The organism is Bartonella pachyuromydis, from assembly GCF_039543065.1.
Classification (GTDB): Bacteria; Pseudomonadota; Alphaproteobacteria; order Rhizobiales; family Rhizobiaceae; genus Bartonella; species Bartonella pachyuromydis.
This window is the reverse complement of record NZ_BAABJA010000006.1, coordinates 64205-81506: the sequence shown is the minus strand read 5'-3', so window position 1 is coordinate 81506 and position 17302 is coordinate 64205. Positions and strand designations below refer to the sequence as shown.

13 protein-coding genes and 1 tRNA gene are annotated in these 17302 nt (G+C 35.1%); 4 read left to right on the top strand and 10 right to left on the bottom strand.

Going from position 1 to position 17302, the window contains the following annotated elements; genetic code table 11:
- Nucleotides 1-39: 39 nt before the first annotated feature.
- The gene (locus tag ABD917_RS05685) at nt 40-225 is read left to right on the top strand and encodes a hypothetical protein (protein ID WP_345119139.1); all 186 of its coding nucleotides are present in this window, start codon (nt 40-42) and stop codon (nt 223-225) included.
- Nucleotides 226-325: 100 nt separating this feature from the next.
- Here the strand turns inward: ABD917_RS05685 and ABD917_RS05680 are convergent.
- The 4 genes from ABD917_RS05680 to ABD917_RS05665 all read right to left on the bottom strand — a co-directional run bounded on the left by ABD917_RS05680 (nt 326) and on the right by ABD917_RS05665 (nt 3618).
- A tRNA-Thr gene (locus ABD917_RS05680) sits at nt 326-401 on the bottom strand.
- Between the two features lie 207 nt (nt 402-608).
- Nucleotides 609-1967: an acetyl-CoA carboxylase biotin carboxylase subunit gene (accC, locus tag ABD917_RS05675; protein WP_345119138.1), complete on the bottom strand. Its 1359-nt coding sequence runs from the start codon at nt 1965-1967 to the stop codon at nt 609-611.
- 14 nt (nt 1968-1981) lie between these two features.
- Nucleotides 1982-2494 carry an acetyl-CoA carboxylase biotin carboxyl carrier protein gene (gene accB, locus ABD917_RS05670; RefSeq protein WP_345119137.1) on the bottom strand — a complete coding sequence of 171 codons (513 nt, stop codon included), beginning with the start codon at nt 2492-2494 and terminating at the stop codon, nt 1982-1984.
- Nucleotides 2495-2745: 251 nt separating this feature from the next.
- Nucleotides 2746-3618, bottom strand: a complete 873-nt coding sequence (locus ABD917_RS05665) for a DsbA family protein (RefSeq protein ID WP_345119136.1) — start codon at nt 3616-3618, stop codon at nt 2746-2748.
- Nucleotides 3619-3961: 343 nt separating this feature from the next.
- Between ABD917_RS05665 and glpD the strand changes: the two genes are divergently transcribed.
- The 3 genes from glpD (at nt 3962) to cobT (ending at nt 8553) form a co-directional block, all read left to right on the top strand.
- Complete coding sequence (gene glpD, locus ABD917_RS05660; protein ID WP_345119135.1) at nt 3962-5506, top strand: glycerol-3-phosphate dehydrogenase; 1545 nt, start codon at nt 3962-3964, stop codon at nt 5504-5506.
- Between the two features lie 674 nt (nt 5507-6180).
- Entirely contained in the window at nt 6181-7161 is a 981-nt protein-coding gene (gene dusA, locus ABD917_RS05655; protein WP_345119134.1) for a tRNA dihydrouridine(20/20a) synthase DusA, read from the top strand.
- Nucleotides 7162-7545: 384 nt separating this feature from the next.
- Complete coding sequence (cobT, locus tag ABD917_RS05650) at nt 7546-8553, top strand: nicotinate-nucleotide--dimethylbenzimidazole phosphoribosyltransferase (RefSeq protein ID WP_345119133.1); 1008 nt, start codon at nt 7546-7548, stop codon at nt 8551-8553.
- 27 nt (nt 8554-8580) lie between these two features.
- Here cobT and ABD917_RS05645 read toward each other — a convergent pair whose 3' ends face one another.
- From ABD917_RS05645 to topA, 6 genes are all read right to left on the bottom strand, one after another.
- The gene (locus ABD917_RS05645) at nt 8581-9072 is read right to left on the bottom strand and encodes an Lrp/AsnC family transcriptional regulator (RefSeq protein WP_345119132.1); all 492 of its coding nucleotides are present in this window, start codon (nt 9070-9072) and stop codon (nt 8581-8583) included.
- A 21-nt stretch (nt 9073-9093) separates the two neighbouring features.
- A complete protein-coding gene (locus ABD917_RS05640; RefSeq protein WP_345119131.1) occupies nt 9094-9729 on the bottom strand; it encodes a uracil-DNA glycosylase family protein in 636 nt (211 codons plus the stop codon).
- Nucleotides 9730-9759: 30 nt separating this feature from the next.
- On the bottom strand, nt 9760-10203 hold the full coding sequence (locus ABD917_RS05635) for a thermonuclease family protein (protein WP_345119130.1): 444 nt from the start codon (nt 10201-10203) through the stop codon (nt 9760-9762).
- A gap of 435 nt (nt 10204-10638) precedes the next feature.
- The gene (gene rpmG / locus ABD917_RS05630) at nt 10639-10806 is read right to left on the bottom strand and encodes a 50S ribosomal protein L33 (protein ID WP_004864083.1); all 168 of its coding nucleotides are present in this window, start codon (nt 10804-10806) and stop codon (nt 10639-10641) included.
- Between the two features lie 1435 nt (nt 10807-12241).
- Nucleotides 12242-14530, bottom strand: a complete 2289-nt coding sequence (rnr, locus tag ABD917_RS05625) for a ribonuclease R (RefSeq protein WP_345119129.1) — start codon at nt 14528-14530, stop codon at nt 12242-12244.
- 3 nt (nt 14531-14533) lie between these two features.
- The gene (topA, locus tag ABD917_RS05620; protein ID WP_345119128.1) at nt 14534-17122 is read right to left on the bottom strand and encodes a type I DNA topoisomerase; all 2589 of its coding nucleotides are present in this window, start codon (nt 17120-17122) and stop codon (nt 14534-14536) included.
- Nucleotides 17123-17302: the final 180 nt, after the last annotated feature.

Genomic DNA, 17302 nt, shown 5'->3' with positions numbered 1-17302 from the left:
GAAGAAAAGATCATAGAGTTGTACAATTGAGATCAGGATATGGCTTCTCTCTTAAGAAAAGAGGCTGATGCTTGTCGTAAGAGTTTTACAATTAAATCTTCTGATTCATTTTGCTCTGAAATTATTGGTATGTCCGTTAGAGCTTTAGAGAATTTTTCACAACAGGATTTAGCAAAACTCAAAGAATTATTAAAAGAAGTTAGCAAAAAAGGACGTGCTTTGTAGAGGCATGTTGCAAAATCCTATTCCCTTACTTTTATTCGGGTATCCCCCACAGTAAAAAAGATATGAGAAACCAATAACTTATTTTGAGTATAAAACGCAATGGTGCCCCCAGAGAGACTCGAACTCCCGACCCCCTGATTACAAATCAGGTGCTCTACCAACTGAGCTATAAGGGCATAACTGTGCAACAGTTAGCATAAACTTACAAAAAGGAAAATAGAAAATTATCAATTTTGCTGTATATTTTAAAAACTTTTATCATAAATTATAAAATAATTAGTTTCTTTATTTTATTGCGATCATTTACAATGATGTTCGATGTTATTTCTGTGTATAATACTTCATAAAAAGTAGTGATCAGAACTACCCCTTTTGTCACCAGATTACGAATCTGAAGAAACTGATTGCTTAGAAAGATATTTTTCTAGCCAGAGAATATTATAATTACCATCTGCAACATCTTGATTGTTGATAAGATCACGAAAGAGAGGCAATGTGGTTTTGATTCCATCAACCACAAATTCATCTAAAGCGCGTCGTAAACGCATCATGCATTCCAAACGAGTACGTCCATGAACAATCAATTTTCCAATCATGCTATCATAATAAGGAGGAATTCGATAACCTGAATAAGCACCTGAATCAACGCGAATTCCTAGGCCTCCAGGGGTATGGAAATGTGTAATGGTTCCTGGTGATGGCGTAAAGGTAAGAGGATCTTCCGCATTAATACGACACTCAATAGCATGGCCAGAGAAGCTGATATCTTCTTGTGCAACTGAAAGCTTGTTCCCTGATGCGATATGAATTTGTTCATGAACTAAATCTATGCCGGTAATGGCCTCAGTTACAGGATGTTCGACTTGTAAACGCGTATTCATTTCAATAAAGTAAAATTCACCATTCTCATAAAGAAATTCAATGGTACCTGCTCCGCGATATTCAAGTTGTGCACAAGCATTCGCAACAATGTCACCAATTTTTTTTCGTTCAATTTCATTAAGTGCAGGCGATGTAGCTTCTTCCCATATTTTCTGGTGACGTCGTTGAAGTGAACAATCGCGCTCTCCTAAATGAATAGCATTTCCTGCGCCATCACCGATAATTTGAATTTCAATATGTCGCGGCTTTTCTAAATATTTCTCTATATAAACTGCATCATCACCAAAAGCTGCTTTTGCTTCCGAACGCGTCGTTTTAAGAGCTATAGCAAATTCTTGTTCAGAATGAACGACTTTCATACCGCGTCCACCACCACCAGCAGAAGCCTTAATAATAACTGGATAACCAATTTCATGCGCAATGCGTAAAGCATCTGTTTCTTCAGTAACAGCACCATCTGAACCAGGAACCACAGGAATTCCAAGTTTTTTAGCGGTTTTCTTTGCTTCGATTTTGTCGCCCATGATTCGAATATGTGCAGCTGTTGGACCGATAAATGTAATATGATGGGCTTCTAGAACATCGGCAAACTTCGCATTCTCAGAAAGAAAGCCATAACCTGGGTGAACAGCATCAGCTCCTGTAATCTCACACGCAGCAATAATTTGTTGGACGCTCAGATAAGAATCGCGTGCTGGGGGAGGTCCTATACAAACACTTTCATCAGCAAGACGAACATGCATTGCATCAGCATCAGCAATGGAGTGAACGGCTACAGTTTTGATGCCTAGTTCTTTGCAGGCCCGTAGAACACGAAGAGCAATTTCTCCTCGATTAGCAATGAGGATTTTTCGAATCATAGTTGCCTCTCACTTTATTCAACAACGATAAGTGGTTCACCAAACTCAACGGGTTGGCCATCTTTTACTAAAATAGTGGTTACTGTACCTGAACATGGTGATGGAATTTGATTCATCGTTTTCATTGCTTCAATGATAAGTAATGTTTGCCCCTCAGAAACATTTTGCCCTACTTCTACAAAAGGTTGTGCTCCTGGCGAAGGAGCAAGATAGGCTGTTCCAACCATTGGAGATGTTATGGCATCCTTAGATTTATCTTCTTTTATAGGAGCCGCAATCGTCGGAGTAGGGGACGAAGTTACGGAAACTGTGGGGGAAACTGTGGGGGAAACAGTGGGGGAAACAGGAGCATAAATTGTCTGTTCAGGAAGTGTTGAAATATTTTGGCGCGAGACGCAAATACGAAGTCCACCCTGTTCAAGTTCAATATTCGTTAAATTCGTATCATTTAAAATTTCAGCAAGGTCACGAATAATTTTTGTATCAATTGCGGTATATTTTGCTGCGTCTATTTCTTTTGTTGCCATTTTAATTTCTAACTCCTTGATCAATGAAGATCGTCATTATTTAATGCTTATGACTGAATATCTCTAGACTACGGATAACCTTTTGAGTTTTTTTAAAAAAGCTATATACTTTTTTAAAATTACACTTTGTAATCTTAAACTAATACCTTCTACATGAAATTGCACTTATAAGTCTGTTATAAAAAAAGAAAAAGCATAAAATCGTTTCATTGACAGTATTCTTTATAAAATTGATGAAATAAGAAAAATATTCACTCTGTATTTTCTATGGATTTTTTTAACATATCTTGGCCTATGGCTCCGATGAAGACTTTCTCACCAATAATATAAGAAGGCGTACCTGTAATATTGAGCTGAGAAGCAATTCCGAGATTCTCTTTAAAGGAATTTTGAAGGCTAGGATTTTTTATTGCATTGCGCAATTCTTTTTCATCTGCTCCTAACGAGACTGCTATTTTTATGGCTTTAGCTTCATTCGCGCGGCTTTTACTGGTTAAAAGCGCTTTATAAAATTGAGGATATTTTTCTGGAAATTGTTTTCGAAAAGCATGTGCAACAGTGTGTGCTGCCATAGAATCAGCTCCTAAAATAGGTAAATCTTTAAGAATGACTCGCAGATCTGGGTATTCTTTTATTAAGTTTTCTATGTGTGAATAGGAGATTTTACAATATCCACAATTGTAATCAAAAAAATCAATCAGCACTTTTTTACCATTTGGATTTCCTAAAACTGCATCATGAGGGGAATAAAAGATTTCTTTTTTAAAGAAGTGAATAATTGAAGCTTGTGTTTGAACATCTTGCGCGTCTCTCTTTTCCAATTTTTCTTGGAGGATGAGCTGCATTTCAATCATAATTTCTGGATGAGTAAGTAAATAATCCCTTACTATTTCCTGAATATCACGATTATCGATTTGTGGTGTTATCTTTTCTTTGAGCTTAGATAAAAAAGCAGAATCCTCTAGAAGTTGTGCTTTAAGTTTTTCCACATTTAAATAATTTGCTGTTTTATTGCTCGATGTTGCATTCGATAAAGAAGATGAAAAGCTTAGAAAACTCAACAGAATTGTTGCTAAAAGTCTAGCAATGAACGTTGTTTTCGAATATTGAGACTGATAAGTCATTTATAGGCCTTCATTTTTTCTTATAATACTGAAGTCAAAGTCTATGAAAACTATTGCTTATATGCAATATAAGCACTTGATTATAGCATATATCTAGTAGGTTGCAGGAAAAACATCAACTTTTTTCTCTGAGAAGACTTCAGATGATGCATATTTACGATTCTTATGTTCTTTAAGAACCGGAATTCCCTTTCTTTTTATCTGCGTTCATTTATGATGGTATCAAAGATATTTATACACATGATTTATTGTGAGAAAAAGCGCATTGATAATCCGATAAAAGTATCTTTATGAGCTTTTTAGTTGGTGCTTTATTGAGTGCAGTAAAACAAAATTAAACTGAATGATGAAAAGTAAAATGATGAAAACCATGATGCATTATGATTTGTTTATCATTGGTGGAGGGATAAACGGGTGTGGACTGGCAAGAGATGCAGCTGGACGCGGGTTTAAAGTTGGGTTGGCGGAAATGAATGATCTCGCTTCGGGGACCTCAAGTGCATCGACAAAGCTTATTCATGGTGGCCTTCGTTATCTTGAACATTATGAGTTTAGATTGGTTCGTGAAGCATTAAAAGAACGAGAAGTTATCTGGCGTATGGCTCCACATATCGTACGTCCTTTACGCTTTCTTCTTCCCTATCATAAAAAATTGCGTCCTGCTTGGATGTTGCGTTTGGGACTCTTCATTTATGATTATTTGGGAAATTGGAACCAAAAACTATGGCGCAGTAAAACGGTTCATTTTTCAAAAGACTTTCCTTCTACACTTCAAGAAAAATATCGTAAAGGTTTTGAATATTCTGATGCTAGAGTAGATGATGCACGTTTGGTCATTGCTAATGCTCGTGATGCTGAAGAGCAGGGGGCCGATATAAAAGTACGAACAAAAGTTCTCTCTTTAAAGAGAGAAAAAGAAAAGTGGCTTATCATTCTTCAAAATAAATTAACTGGTAAAGAATATTGCGTGACGGCTTCTTATATTGCGAATATGACAGGTCCTTGGATTAATCATATTCTAGCAGACGTACTAGACTGTAAAGAAAATCCACCCGTACGACTTGTCAAGGGATCTCATATTCTTGTGCCTAAGCTTTATGCTCATGATCGTGCTTATATTTTTCAAAACGTTGATGGGCGTATTCTCTTTTCTATTCCATATCAAGAAGAGTTTACATTGCTTGGAACAACAGATTGTGATTATCAAGGAGATCCTGCTCATGTTCATATTACTGATGCAGAGATTGATTATATCTGTGCAGCGGCGAGTGAATATTTTATACAACCCATACTGCGTGAAAATATTGTTTGGACCTATTCTGGTGTTCGTCCACTCTATGATGATGGAGCTTCAAAGGCACAAGAAATTACACGTGATTACGTTTTAAAAGAAATGGGTACAGAAAATGCACCACGGATTCTTAATCTTTATGGTGGTAAGATTACAACTTATCGTAAACTGGCTGAAGATGCGATGAAATTTGTTGAAAAAGCTCTTGGAACAAAGGGAGCACCGTGGACAAAAAATTCAACGCTTCCTGGGGGTGATTTTCCGTATAACAGTTTAAAGATAATTGAAAAGGAAATTGCTCTTTTGATTCCAGGTTTAGATGCTTTTACTTATCGTAGACTTGCGCGCTCTTATGGTTCCGAAGCATTGGTGATATTTGCACATGCTAAAAAAGATAAAGGAAAAGATTTTGGACATGGACTCTATGAAATAGAAGTCAAATGGTTGATGGAAAAGGAATGGGCGAAAACATGTGAAGATGTATTGTGGCGCCGTTCAAAACTTGGGCTTTTGTTTAATGAGAAAGAGACTCATATGCTTTCTGCTTATATGCAAAGTCAAAAAAAGTATAACAAAATTTATAATGATTTTAATTAATTAGCAAATTTACTTATAGTGTTACATATATTCTTCTTCGGAGTTCTGATAATAGAAACATTCATGCATGTTAAAAATAAGATAGAATGATGAAATAGACCCAAATATTAGAGATAATATTTGCATTTGCTCATAGTGCTCATTGTAGCTTTTTTCTTTGCATATTTTCCCATTTATTACACAAAAAACGCTCCATAAAATACGCAATTTTTCTCATTATTTAAGGAATGAAAATATTTCTTTCCTATACACTCTCTAATCAGATTGATTTTTCCTGCTTATCATTTATGTATCTCATTTCATAAAAATTCCAATAATAATTTCATTTATTGTTTATCAAACTCAAAATATCTTAGAAATTGTACTGGATAATATCGGTATAATCCTTAAAAGATCATATAAATGGTAAGAAAAGCCATTAAAATAGGTTTTTATATTATAGTTTCATATCTATAGCGCTCGCTGCATAGACATAATATCTGAAACTCATTTCACCAAGAGTTAGTATATTGTGTTTCCTTCTTTATATTGGTGTGGATTAAACAATGAGATAAAGAGCCTATTTCTATTATTTTAATAGGTAAAGAGAATAACACATTTCTATGTAGTAGAAAAGTATAGACTTTGTATTATGAATGAGAAGCATTTAATGAAGATAAAAGAGCCATTTTTTTATGCTATTATATAGTCCTCCATCATCAGTGAAATTTGCAGTAGCACCAATGTTGGATTGGACAGATCGACATTGCAGATTTTTTTATCGCCTTTTAACAAAAAAAGCACTTCTTTATACTGAAATGATTGTAGCCGATGCTGTTATTCATGGTGTTCGCAAACAAATATTGGCTTTGAATCATAAAGAGCATCCTGTTGCCTTGCAATTAGGAGGAGCAGATCCGAAAAAATTAGCAGAGGCCGCACGAATTGCTGAAGAATTTGGTTATAATGAAATAAATCTCAATGTTGGTTGTCCATCAAATCGTGTTCAAGCTGGTGTATTTGGTGCTTGCTTGATGCTATATCCTGATATTGTAGCAAGGGCTGTGGAAGCGATAAAACAAGTTGTTACAATACCTGTAACTGTTAAATGTCGCATTGGTGTGGACGAGCAAGATGAAGAATTTGCTTTAGATCTTTTAGCTCATCAAGTTTGGAATGCTGGATGTGACGCACTTTGGGTACATGCGCGCAAAGCATGGTTACAAGGATTAAGCCCGAAAGAAAATCGTAATATTCCTCCACTGAATTATGAGCGCGTTTATAAATTAAAACGGAAATATCCACATAAATTCATTGGGATAAATGGTGGCATTAAATCTATTTTTGAAATTAAAGAACATCTAACTTTGTGTGATGCTACCATGGTTGGTCGACAAGTTTATCATGATCCAACTTTATTAAAATATGTTGATTTTGAAATATATGGTGAACCGCCAAATGATCTAAGTGATGATGATCTTATTGAAACCATGTGTGATTATGCTGCTCGACATATTACATTAGGAGGGCGGCTTTCTCATGTAACACGCCATATGATTGGTTTATTTCATGGTCGGAATGGGGCACGTCGATGGCGGCAGATATTATCAAATGATGCAACTAAAAATGACGCAGGAATCCATGTCTTAAAAGAAGCTTTTGCTGCCCTTAATTAACAACAGTTTCAGATTAGTTATATTAAAGCTTAAATTCTCTAAAAGTTTTACTGCTCTACGAAGATTTTTAAAAATCCAGATCGTAAATTTTAGAAAGTTATTACCTTTGTTATGGAGAGAATTCTACGTATTCGATAGTATGCTAAATACATGTATCTCAACATAGAAATAGATTAATAATATTAAACAACATACTGATAATATTTTATACTTTTAAACTTTAGAGAGCCATCTTTTTGTTAGAAAATTAAACTCTAAAAAACAATTTCACCAATACCATTTAATATTTTTAAAACACTGCTTTTAAAAAAACAACAAATTATTCATATCCTGTATATATGACGAGATTCTCATGAAACATTGTAGATTTGAAAAGGTTTTTTCATGACTGTTAGTCCATTTGATGATTTTCGCGCTTTACTCATAAATTTACCTACTACTGATACAGTTTTTACAACTTTGGCAAAAAAACGGCAAGAAAAATTAATAAAAACTGAAGGAGCTCTAGGGAAATTGGGAGATATTGCAGTTTGGTATGCAGGATGGAGAGGAGCAGAAAAGCCCATCATAAAACGACCTCTCGTTGCTATTTTTTCTGGCAATCATGGTATTACAGAAGAAAATATTACACCATTTCCACAATCTATGACACAGAAGATGGTAGAAAATTTTGCAACGGGTGGTGGTGCTATTAATCAAATTTGCATAGCTTATGATCTTGGATTGAAGATTTTTGATTTAGCACTGGAATATCCCACAATGAATATTACCAAAGATGCAGCAATGGATGAACGTAGTGCAGCTGCTACAATGGCATTTGGAATGGAATCCATTGCTGGTGGAACAGATCTCCTCTGTATAGGTGAAATGGGAATTGGAAATACAACTATAGCTTCAGCTTTGTGTTTAGCCCTATTTGGTGGAGAGGTTGAGGAATGGACAGAAAGTGCTAGAGAATCAGATGGAGAATTTTATCAGCGTAAAGTAACGGCGCTTAAGACAGCGATTTTTTTACATAAAGATCATTTTCATGATCCTTTTGAAATAATGCGTCGATTAGGAGGGCGGGAAATTGCTGCTATTGTTGGAGCTATTTTGGCTGCAAGAATGGAAAAAATTCCGGTTATTTTAGATGGTTTTGTAGCAACAGCAGCCGCAGCAATCCTTTATAAAATGCATCCAAGAGCTCTTGATCATACTCTTGTTGGACATGTTTCTTCTGAGACAGTCCATCATAAACTTTTAAAAATAATTGGTAAGGAACCCCTTTTAGATCTGAAAATGTGCCTTGGTGAAGGGACAGGCGCTGCTATGGCTGCTGGCATTGTAAAGGCTGCTGTTCTGACACATACACAAATGGCATTCTTTGAAAAAGAGCATTTAACTGCCTAAAGAATGGTCATGTATTTACAGAAGTCTTTAAGGATCTTGTTCGCTGTTTTTTTCTTGTAATTTTATATAATTGAGAGGAAGTTCTGTCGTATATTTAATCTGTTCCATGGCGAAAGAAGATGAAACATCACGGATATCAATTTGAGTAATTAATTTTTTATAAAAAAGATCGTAAGCTTCAATATTGGGAACGACAACACGTAATAAATAGTCAATATCTCCACTCATTCGATAAAATTCAATGACTTCACGAAATTCTTGTACAATTTTTGAAAAACGCTTAAACCATTCATGGCTATGTGTGTTTGTACGAATAGAAACAAAAACAGTAACGTGAGCATTCACTTTTTCTGGAGAAAGGACAGCAACACGACGTTGAATAACACCATCCTCTTCAAGTTTTTGAATTCTACGCCAGCAAGGAGTAGTGGAAAGCCCAACTCTTTTTGCAATATCAGCAACAGAGAGAGTGGCATTTTCTTGCAAAAGATGTAGAATTTTTCGATCAAGACGATCCATATTTTTTCTCAATATTCAAGTTTATAAAAATTTACGTATTAAACTGCGCAGATACACAATAAGCTCATCGTTAAACCATGGATTTTTTTGTAACCAAGAAGTATTTCTCCATGAGGGATGAGGCAAAGGCAGAACATTATAGCCTCGAGGTTGGCGTATGGAAAGAATATTTCTCCAATCATTAACGGTTGCTGAAACAGTTTTATGCTTTAATCCTGTGATATGCCACTTTTGTGCATAACTTCCAATAGCAAGTACAAGCTTTATTTGTGGCATCTCTTGAAATATTTTCTCATGCCATATTTCATGACATTCTCGCCTTGGTGGCAAATCAGATTTATTTTTGTCATAACCTGGAAAGCAAAATCCCATAGGAACAATAGCAAAGAGAGATCTATTATAAAATTCTTCTTTCGAAACATTTAACCAATGACGTAATCTTTCACCAGAGCGATCATTAAAAGGGATAGAAGTCTCATGGACACGCAATCCAGGCGCTTGCCCCGCAATTGCAATTAATGCCCTATCGGATAAATAAACAACGGGGTTTGGTTCATGAAGAAGAGGAGGAAGATAGCGTGGTTGTTGAATACAAATGCGGCAAGAATAAATTTGCTTTTCAAGTTTGATAATTTGGTTACAGTTTTGTTGCGTCATAGGCAAATAGGGAATTGAAAAATATTCTTCTTATTCTGTCCGTGGATGTGCTTTTCGCCATTCTTTTGGTCGTTGAAAATTTGATTGCCATATTCCTTTTTTTTTCTTTTTAGCTTCTTGCTCTTCTTTAGGGTAATCATAATAACTTACAGCCCAACCATTACGTACAAGCGTTGCATTGATATTATTGACCTGTTTCGTTTTGCATGTTGCAAGAATGCGACGGTATTTATCTTTTTTATGCCAGTGACATTTAACGGGGTGATTGGCTATAAGCCGTTCTAAATACTTTTTTGCTTCAAGCCCACATGGATAGCGTGTCTCATTTTGACCGCAAAATTGGTGGAGCTCAGGTGCATCAATTCCTGCAAGCCGAATCATGATTGAAGAAATCATGATTGAATCACCATCAAGAACAAACGCTTGACCTTCAATAGATGTTTTTAAAGAAAAATTTTCTTTTTGAGGAAGCATTTGAATGTATTTAAAATAAACTGTTATAATAATAGCAGCAATAAAGACATTAAAACCTATAACTTTTAGCTTAAGGTTTTTTCGATTTAAATAAGAAAAAAAAAATTCATTAAATTCAAGAAACTAATACCATAATATACTTTATTTAGTAAGAATTGCCTATAAGATTTACGAATATTTCCATTTTCTTGACAAAAATACCACTCTATTCTGATGGAAATGTTTTATTATCATAATGCCATTTTATATCTTTATTGTATATCAATAACACACCAAAGCTAATACCATAGATAAGATCTATGATGATTCAGATAGGCAATCAAAAAACAAATCAACCCATTGCGTAAAAATATATAAATTACAGATAGATTATTTTCTTTAATAAAAAAACACTTTTTAAAGGTTCCGAAATTACCAGTTAAACGATATGATCTGTTATTTAATTTTTGTTTCTTTAAATTCGACGTGCTTTTTTACAACTGGATCATATTTACGTTTGCTCATTTTATCTGTCATTGTACGACTGTTTTTTTTCGTCACATAGAAAAAACCAGTATCTGCAGTTGACAAAAGCTTGATCTTAATGGTTGCTGCCTTAGCCATAATTTAAGATTCCTATTTATGTTTATATTGAAAAATAATATTGCCTTGTTGTTAAAATCTATTTCCAACGTAATCAGATTTTGCGGCAACACTACGGATGTTCTAAAAAAAGTCAAGAGCTGATTAATTTTCTGATCAGTTGTACAAACACTAAAGTCATCTATAAACTAAAAAAACAAGTGATAGCTGCTGAAAAATCAAAGGGAGTAAAGATATCCATGGTTTAGCCAATATAAGAGTTGGTCCAATAAGTATACCAACTCCATAACAAAAATATCATAAGCAGAATGAGCATGAAACATTTCATGTTTTTTTTAGAGATGTGCGCGTTTGATTGTGTAAAAACGGCCGATACACCCCCAGAAGGAAAAGAGCCATTGGCGTTTTGTTTACCTATATGGTATCATAAAAGTTATAACAAAGACTACGATAGCATCCTCTATAAGAAGATAATATTGATCCGTTTATAACTGATAGAGTTTAAGAGAAAAAATTACTAACTGCAAGCGTTACCACAAAATCTGCATCCTCATTTTCGTTATATCCAATAGATGAATAAAGGATTTTATAAAAGTTAATGTCCCCATTTGGACAGCACGGTAAATAAAAACTACCATCATTGAGCTTGAAATATGAGAAAGATAGAAAACAAAGAATTTATGCAGATCTCTTTAAACGTTGAAATTCATTTCCATGCTATGAGAATTAGTATAGAAACAAATACATTAAGAATACAACCTGTCGCAAAAATATGAATTCCTGTGCTCCGACCTTTGCTAGCAGGTGCAGGATACCTTACAAATCTTTCTATAATAAATAAGAGAATGTTAAATCATGCCTTTTAGATGATACACAACTGTTGTTTCAAAATTCTAAAAGGATAAACGAATTTGTCATAATGTAATAATCTTTAAAAAAAAGCAAATCTATACAGATTTATAAAAATAGGATCCTAAAAACGCGAAGCCCCTATGCTCATCATGAGCTATAGCCGATGTTTCTCTTTGAAATGCCTATTTCTGTCTGGGAGGTGAAACAAGTTGTATTTCCAATACTATTTCAGTGGTACCAATGATTGTAATAGCTGCAACGATTGCAAGTAAAGAATGATTGTGAGGGTTCAATTTTTTATCATAAGGATGCTTTATGCTTTTATTTATGAAGCTAATAGAATATAACTTGGAATAAAAAATACTAGCCTATCCTTTGTAGATTCTCTCATTCATTTAATACGCAAAGCTCTTTCAGAATTTTATCGTATTATGATTGATTGAATAATATAATTACTACACATTTTAGTGTGGTTCTTATTTTTTTATGATCAATATTCTGTAATTATTACCAATAATATTTAATTAAGGGAAGTGAAATAACTGTTAAATGTTTTTAAAAGCTTTTAAACAAAAGTTATAATAATCGCTTTTGATTTTTCCGTTTAGTTAAGATTCTTTCTTTTATAAAAATCATATCTTTGTTTTTTCATTATAAGCTTTTTTTTATGGTAGGATTTCGATGAAAAAGCTATTGTACGAGGTTCTGTTAAGAGCTCAAAGCATAAAGCACCAGCAAAAGGCTGTACTGTTATAAGTTTTACCTCTACAATATCACTTAGTTGATAGCCTTTGTGACTACGCTTTCCCACAAGAGTATGTTGTACTTCATCAAAATAATAATAATCATTTTTAAGTGTCGTAATATGTACAAAACCATCTGTATTAAGTCTATCGAGTGAGATAAAAAGCCCAGCTTTTGTAACTCCAGAAACACGACCTGTAAAAGTACAGCCAATTTTGTTGGTTAAATAATGTGCGACAAGTCGATCAACTGTTTCTCTTTCAGCTACCATTGCACGGCGTTCATATAAGGAAATTTGCGTGGCAATTTCTGCAAGATTTTGTTCTTGTGTTTTTGTTAATTGGTCATTTCCCAATTTTAGAGCTTTAATGAGTGCGCGATGAATAATCAGATCAGCATAACGGCGAATGGGTGATGTAAAGTGTGTATAGTTATGTAAGTTTAAACCAAAATGACCAATATTTTGAGGATTATATTCTGCTTGAGATTGGGTGCGCAAAATAACTTGATTGACCAACTCTTGTTGTTTTGTATTCACAACTTTTGCTAAAATACTATTAAGGTGTGCTGATGTAAGCTCTGCACCGCGAGAAAGTGATATTCCCAAACTTTGTAGAAAATTTCGTAGTATTTCTTGTTTTACAAGAGAGGGTTTATCATGGATACGATAGATGTGGGGTTGGTTATGCTCTTTTAATGTTTCAGAAGCTGCAATATTTGCTTGTATCATGAATTCTTCAATCAAACGATGTGCTTCTAAATGTGGTTCATTGACAACATCTTTGATGCATCCATTTTGATCAAGAACAATTTTTTTTTCTGCTATTTCTAATTCTAGTGGTTGTCGACGATCCCGCGCGATTTTGAGGCACTCATAAGCTTTCCATAATGGTTGTAAAATACTCTCGAAAAAGGGAGCAGTTTTTTCATTTCTATTTCCCTCAATTGCTAATTGTACTTCTTGATAAGAAAACTTGGCGACTACACGCACCATCACACGATGGAAACTATGTTTTTGTTTATTACCATTTGCATCAAAAATCATCCGAACAGCTAAAGCTGGTCTTTCTTTTCCTTCACGCAGAGAACATAAATTATTAGAAATACGTTCTGGCAACATTGGTACAACTCGATCAGGAAAATAAACGGAATTTCCTCGTTTTAATGCTTCTTTATCTAAAAGACTTCCTGTTTTGATATAATAAGAAACATCTGCGATTGCGACCACAATAACCCAACCACCAAGATTAGCAGGATCTTCATCTCTTATCGCATAAACGGCATCATCATGGTCTTTTGCATCGAGTGGATCAATTGTAACAAGTGGTAATTGCCGCCAATCTTCACGATTTTCTCTGTTAGCAGGTTTTATATGTTTTGCTTGCCCAAGAACATCTTCAGGGAAAATATAAGGAATGCCTTTTGAAAGAAGAGCAATCATGGAAAGTGTTTTTTCACTATTAATATGCCCTAAAACATTTTTTATTTGTGCAGTTTTTAGTCCATAACCGGTATTTTTTTTAATTTCAACTTCAACAAGGTCACCCGTTTCTATCTTTATATTTGAAGATATTTCAGAATTATCAATAATAAGTTCATCCGTTCTACGCTCTATTGGCTCAAGCCGCCAATGGTCATTTTCCAATTTTCGTACAATACCAAATATACTCTTTGGTGATACATCAACTTTGCGGATGATACGCCCTGTATAAGGAGAGCTTTGAAGCGTTTTATTTCGAAAGATTTTTACAAGAACATGATCCCCAATCCCCACACTTGCTCCTTTTATGCGATGAAAAGAGCGTATTTCAATATTTGGTTTTGAACTCTCTTCCCATTCAACAGGTTGTGCAATCAAACTGCCATCTTCATCACGTCCACTAATTTTTACTAAAGCAACTGGTGGTAATTTTCCTTTGTTTATTGCTCTTTTACGCTGTTTTGATATGAGGTTTTGATCTTTCAGTTCACGTAAAATATCCCTTAGCCAAATACGAGAATCGCCTTTTAAGTTAAAAGCTTTGGTGATTTCTCGTTTACTTGATTGGTCAGGATTCTCATTAATAAAGGAAAGAACTTCTGCTTTATTAGGCAGTCTTTCCATATTGAATGATTGAAAATATTTTGTTTTTTTTTCGCCTTTAGCCAAAATTTATGTCTCTTTTCTTTTGGAAGGAACTTTTTTTGTCGTTACTTTTTTACTGGAAGCCTTACCGGTTGCTTTTTTATGAGATGCTTTAGCTGATATAAGTTCTAATGCTTCTGAAAGTGTTACATTAATTGGTTCTTTATCTTTTGGCAATGTTGCATTAATTTTACCCCAATTAACATACGGACCATAACGTCCATTGCGTACAGTGATCGTTCCTCCATCAGGGTGTTCTCCTAATGTTGCAAGTGCGGCAGATGTTGTTCTGCTTCGTGTTGTTTTATTGTCTTGTTTTTCGGCTAATACTGTCACAGCACGATTGATACCGATATCAAAAACGTCATCTGCATGAAGAAGGGGAGCAGACTTACCATCATGTGTAAGGTAGGGGCCATAGCGCCCGATGGTTGCTGTAATCATTTTGCCTGTTTCAGGATGTGTACCGATTTCACGGGGCAGAGAGAGTAAAGCCAAAGCTTTATCAAGAGTAATATTTTCTGTCTGCCATTCTTTGGGTAATCCTGCACGCTTGCCTTCTTTGCTGTCACCAAGTTGAATATAGGGACCAAAACGACCATTGCGAAGAGAAATATCTTTTCCTGTTTGAGGATCAACTCCAAGTATAACAGGCTCATCATTACGTATGGCTTCATTCTCTTCTCCACTATCTGTGCCAAGTTGGCGTGTATATTTGCATTCGGGATAATTGGAGCAGCCAACAAATGCACCATAACGCCCTAGCTTTAAAGATAATTCACCGTTTGCACAAAGAGGACAAGAACGAACATCGCTTCCATCTTCACGTACAGGAAAAGCAAGAGGAGATAATGTCACGTTTAAAACGTCAAGGACATTGGTTATACGGAGTTCTTTAATATTGCTAATAGACGCGTTAAATCCATCCCAAAAATCGCGCATAACATCTTTCCAAGAAAGTTTTCCATCCGATATAAGGTCTAGTTTTTCTTCAAGGTCTGCTGTAAAACCATATTCTACATAGCGATTAAAGAAATTTTCAAGAAAGGCTGTAACGATACGTCCTTTAGCATCAGGAATAAGCTTTCGTTTATCAATGACAATATACCCACGATCACACAATGTGGATAACGTAGAGGCATAAGTCGAAGGACGACCGATCCCTAACTCTTCAAGCTTTTTAATTAAAGAAGCTTCAGAATAACGAGGAGGTGGTTCTGTACTGTGTTGTATAGCTTCAACCTTTTCTTTTTCAAGTACTTCACCAGCGTTTATTTGTGGTAAGCGTGTCGTTTCATTTTCTTCACTGTTTTCTTCTTCTTGTTGATCAGTATAAACAGAAATAAAGCCATCAAAACGAATAACAGAACCTGTGGCACGTAAATTTGCAAAGTTTTCGCCTTGCTGTGCTTCAATTTTCACGGTTGTACGTTCAATTTCAGCAGAACACATTTGACTGGCAATAGCACGCTTCCAGATTAACTCATAGAGTTTTGCCTGATCGCTATCGAGAAAATTTCGTACTTGACTAGGAGTACGTTGAAAATCTGTTGGGCGAATAGCTTCATGTGCTTCTTGTGCATTCTTTGCTTTTGTTGAATAAAAACGCGGTTTTTCAGGAATATAATCACTGCCAAAAGATTCATGAATTGCTTTTCGTGCTGAATCAATAGCTTCTGGTGCTATTTGCACACCATCGGTACGCATATAGGTAATAAGCCCTGCTGTTTCACCATTAATTTCAACACCTTCATAAAGTTTTTGAGCAATTTGCATAGTGCGAGAGGCTGAAAATCCTAGTTTGGAAGAAGCCGCTTGTTGTAAAGTGGATGTTGTAAATGGGGGAGCAGGATTTCTCTTTGTGGGTTTTGCTTCAACACTGAGTGTACGATATTTTGCTTCCTCCAACATAATGCGAATTTGCTCTGCTTGTTGTTGAGATTGAATATCAAGTTTGCCAATCTTCCTTTGATTAAACATTGTCAATTTTGCTCGGAAACTATCATTTCTGATGGTTTTTAAGTCTGTTGTCAGAGACCAATAATCCTCTTTGAGAAAATGTTCTATTTCTGCTTCACGATCACAAATAATACGCAAAGCAACAGATTGAACACGACCAGCAGAGCGTGCTCCGGGAAGCTTACGCCACAAAACAGGTGAGAGTGTAAAACCAACAAGATAATCAAGGGCACGACGAGCAAGGTAGGCATCTACAAGTGATGTATCAATATCACGTGGATTGTTCATAGCATCAAGCACAGATTTTTTTGTGATAGCATTAAATACAACCCGTTTAACAGGTTTATCTTTTAAAACCTTTTTTTGACGAAGAACATCCAAAATGTGCCAAGAAATAGCTTCTCCTTCTCTATCAGGGTCGGTTGCGAGAATAAGGCTATCGGCTTCTTTGACTGCTTTTGCTATTTCATTTAAACGTTTCGTGGCTGCAGAATCTATATCCCATTTCATAGAAAAATCTTGATCAGGCAGAACGGAGCCATCTTTTGCAGGCAAATCACGAACATGTCCAAATGATGCTACAACTTTGTATTGAGATCCGAGATATTTATTAATTGTTTTTGCTTTTGCTGGAGATTCAACGATGACGATATCCATAATTTTACCCGAATGTTGAAATAAAAAGTTTTTTTATAAACTCCTTTCACGCGAATAGCTAATAGCAATTGGTTAAGAGCACATAAAAAATATTCGTCATACAAAAAACATTAATATTGTACAACTTGTAATTGTTATTATCAAAATACACCCTATATGGAATTACACAATTTATTTTAC